The sequence below is a fragment of the Roseateles sp. PN1 genome, assembly GCF_038419725.1.
Classification (GTDB): Bacteria; Pseudomonadota; Gammaproteobacteria; order Burkholderiales; family Burkholderiaceae_C; genus Paucibacter_A.
Genome location: NZ_JBCARA010000029.1, coordinates 1 through 2,686 on the forward strand (window position 1 = coordinate 1; position 2,686 = coordinate 2,686).

Consider the following 2,686-nt stretch of genomic DNA (forward strand, 5'->3'; position numbering starts at 1 on the left):
GGTAGATGCATGTCCACCTGTTAACGCGACATGTCCGTTCGGCACTCGTAAATCTTGTTCGATCAAGACTGTCTTGCGAGCACCTCCGTCGCGAACATTTAGTTCGTGGACGGCCTCTGCAGTCGTCCCTGTTCCCGCAAAAAAGTCTAGGATATCTCCAGACGTACTCGTGCAACAAGAGTCAACAAGGTCACGAACCAGAGCTAACGGCTTTGGGGTCTCGAAAACCTTATCGCCGAAAATCTCTTTTATTTCGGTCGTCGCACGATCCGTTAGGTACTCGCTGCTGTCCAAGACACTCCGAAGTTTTACACGTTTGTCCTCGGAGTTGTAGTTCTTAACGTAGATCACTCCGCTGGCCGAGGCGTACAGTTTCCAAGATTCATTGGTCGCTTTTTCATTTCCCCATAACCACCGGCGCTCAACTCCTTTGGAATCCACGGGCCAAACCTCCGAAAGGCCTTCGCGAACTTGTGTAGTAAATACCTCGCCATTCGAAGCGTAGTACAGCGGGTAGTACATATTCGGGCGGTCGGTGCGGAGGCTAGCATCGCCTTTCTTCCTGAATAGTCCATCTACCTTGTAGTGCCCGTACGCGTCGGATTTATTGTACGACTTCGTGTCAACTTCATGAAGCCCACTTACCTTTGCGGTTCCAGATTTTCCGAACAACACAACGTACTCATGGTTCACCGCAACATTAGGCTTTGATCCCTTTCCGTTCTTACTTCTAACAACCACCAGGGTAGCAATGTGGTTCTCATCCCCGAACACCACATCAAGTATGTTCTTAAGGTAAGAGTACTCGTAGTCGTCGATGCTGATCGCAATGATTCCATGTGATTTGAGCAGCGTGTGCGCCGCGACAAGTCGAGGCAACATGAATTCCATCCAACCCGTGTGTCGCCCCCAGGGAGCGCGCTCATTTGAAGACTTGAAGAAGTCCGGGTAGATAAACTGCTGGCCAGTGTTGTACGGTGGATCGATGTAGCAAAAATCGAACGTTTGGGATGGATCATCGATGAGATGACTAAGCCATGCCAAGTTCTCGCCTCGAAGTAGCTTGCAATCAGCATTGAGTGAGAGTCGGACGTGCGCATTCCGATTTGGCGACTCTGGAATCTCAAGCCCCAGAAAGTCTGATGACCGCGTCAGCTTTTGATTGAAAATCGGCCGTCTATCCAATTGTTTCAAGGTAATCATCTGGGTACTTGGCGGCAAGCTGCTTCTTCAATACTTGGTCAATCACACTATTTTTAAGCCGTTCTTCAGTGGCCATTATCCACCGGCCATCACTATCACATAACACGGCGTCTCTGTTCAACACCTGACAAATTGTTCCGGTAGTACCACTTCCGCACATCGGATCCAATACTAGATCACCAGGCTTGGTTGTCATCCGAATTAGCGGCTCGAAAACCATCATCGGCTTTTGAGCAGGATGCCCAAGCTGTTCTGCGCGACCTATAAAACCGATGTTCAACGGACATTCGATCACTGAAGGCGGTCCTGGCATATAGCGGAGTTTGCCTTCAGCTCTTTTCTGAAGCTGCGCTCTATTGAGGAAATGCTCCGGATAAATCGTCGATCTTTCAGAACTGAAGTGGAGGCATGCATTTTGCGCAGACCGCCACCCGCGAATTACTGAAGGATTATTCTTATAGAACCAAGTCAACCAAGCATTCAAAGAGTGCGTAGACGGAGTCATGCCAACGAACTGAGCAAGTATTTCTGGAAATCCCCAAAGAAAAACATGTTCAGATACTTCGCAAGCAGTAGACAGCATTTCTGCGATGAACTCCTTGTAATTTTCCGACACGCCGCCAACGCCCTTGTTGTACCAAGGGTCAAGGATTGTGCATTTAGCTAAACGCCCCTCTCTCTGAAACTTTCGCAGGGTATCGAGTACATCAGCGGCGGGTCGGACTTCGATCAATTTTTTATTTCCAGGCCAAAATAATCAAGCAGCTGATTCAATACTTCTTTCTTCTGGGGCTTGCTAGCGGCCTGAACTATTGCTGGTAAGTTAATCTTGCCAGTACTCGAATCCCAGAAGTTCTTCTTCATCACTTGATGACGACCGCACAGCGCTTGCCATTCCGTAGGTGCGTGAGGATCGCTTGCCGGGTCAATCGAGTGAGGTTTCAGATGATCCGGGGTCAACTTGACCTTGCCTCCACCAATGTGGTCGTTCTCACCTTCATGAAGGGTACAACGTTGGCCGTCCTCAGTCCATTCACAGCGGTTGCCAGCACGTTGGCAAACCGCCTCCCAACAGGCCTTAGTAGGCTGCACCCGACGACCAGCGTTTGCACGCAACTCGGTGTGAGGCATGAGGTACTCCTCAGTCGCCAATTCCGTCGTATCACGCGACGAAAGGATCGTATAGCCTTTGTCGGTGCGGAGCTCTGACATCCGTTGATGCCAGTTCTCAGGCTCAACCCCGGTATTCGGATCTTTCGCGGCCTTTAAGATTTGCGCGCGTGTAACGATCTTTCCGACGTTATTGAGGAACAAAGCCTCAATTCGCTTGCTGACGCTCGACTGTGTGTAGATGGTTGTGTCGGTGCTGTAGATCTTATTGAACGTCGCCATTTGGCCTCCCTTGTTGAAGGGGTAAAGTGTGCCATTGGCTGGTTAAGAATTTGGGTTGCGCTTAAACGTTTTGTTGCTATGCGCCGCGCTA

Annotated in this window: 3 protein-coding genes; all 3 read right to left on the reverse strand. The window is 49.9% G+C overall.

The window, feature by feature from the left end:
• Nucleotides 1–1,203 (reverse strand): site-specific DNA-methyltransferase (locus tag AABB87_RS22975; protein ID WP_341973596.1); only part of this gene is annotated, 1,203 nt, incomplete at its 3' end.
• A complete protein-coding gene (locus AABB87_RS22980; RefSeq protein WP_341973597.1) occupies nt 1,178–1,936 on the reverse strand; it encodes a site-specific DNA-methyltransferase in 759 nt (252 codons plus the stop codon). The genes AABB87_RS22980 and AABB87_RS22975, both read right to left, overlap by 26 nt.
• Entirely contained in the window at nt 1,933–2,595 is a 663-nt protein-coding gene (locus AABB87_RS22985) for a hypothetical protein (RefSeq protein ID WP_341973598.1), read from the reverse strand. The genes AABB87_RS22980 and AABB87_RS22985 overlap by 4 nt, the downstream gene beginning before the upstream one ends.
• Between the last annotated feature and the right edge of the window lie 91 nt (nt 2,596–2,686).